The sequence below is a fragment of the Alkalibacterium psychrotolerans genome (assembly GCF_054784355.1).
This window is the reverse complement of record NZ_BAAGPH010000063.1, coordinates 1-802: the sequence shown is the minus strand read 5'-3', so window position 1 is coordinate 802 and position 802 is coordinate 1. Positions and strand designations below refer to the sequence as shown.

The 802-nt window shown below is 40.1% G+C and carries 1 protein-coding gene; it reads right to left on the bottom strand.

Going from position 1 to position 802, the window contains the following annotated elements; all coding sequences use genetic code 11:
• Positions 1–158: 158 nt before the first annotated feature.
• A partial coding sequence (locus tag ACYVLS_RS08885) for an IS1380 family transposase (protein WP_460323697.1) occupies positions 159–802 on the bottom strand: 644 nt, incomplete at its 5' end.

Sequence of the window (802 nt, the reverse complement as noted above, 5' to 3'; positions counted from 1 at the left end):
TGCCATTTTTTAAATTAGGCAGATACTTTCTTCCAAAATAATGTGTTTTCGAACAGGATGCCTACAGAAGAAGGTCATAATAAAAATTATTTGTCTATTTAAGGGCAGACGAATCCCTTGAAAAAGAATCGGTTAAAAAAATTTGTGTGATAACTAGTCTAAATCCATTGTTTGGATCGCCGCAGGCGTTCAAAAACCTTATAAAATTCAGTTTGATACACATGATAACTTGACAGTTTGAGATAGACCTGTCTCCCAGTCTGAACAAGTTTACCGGCTACTTTAAGCAATGTCAGCCGGATGGAATGAATCGTCATGCCCTGGTTTACTTTATCAAAACCAATGCTTTTTAAAAAATTAACGAGGTTGTATGCAAGGACACTGATCATCATTCTGACATGATTTTCTAAGAAACGCGGGCTATCTGTTTTATCGAAGTAAAAGCCACCTTTCGCTTCTTTGATGAAATTTTCCATTGTTCCACGCTTGCCGTAAAGAGAAAATATGACTTCAGGCGAGACATTGTCGGATAGGTTAGTCACAATAAACGTATGGTGAAAGAGCAACTCTCCCCCTTCACGGACGGAACGTATACAGACACGACGGGGTTTCGACCAGGATTGTGCTTGATAAGGTAGTGAAAAGTACTGAACTTCTCGCTCGTCCCATTCTTGATTGTCTCCGTAAAGAACAGAGTGTTCAGCAAAGTGACTTAACCTCCGATTGCTCTTTAATCGGATAACGTACTGGCTTTCAGTTGCTTCACAAGACTCATACATCTCTGGTGTGGCGAAGCCGCTGT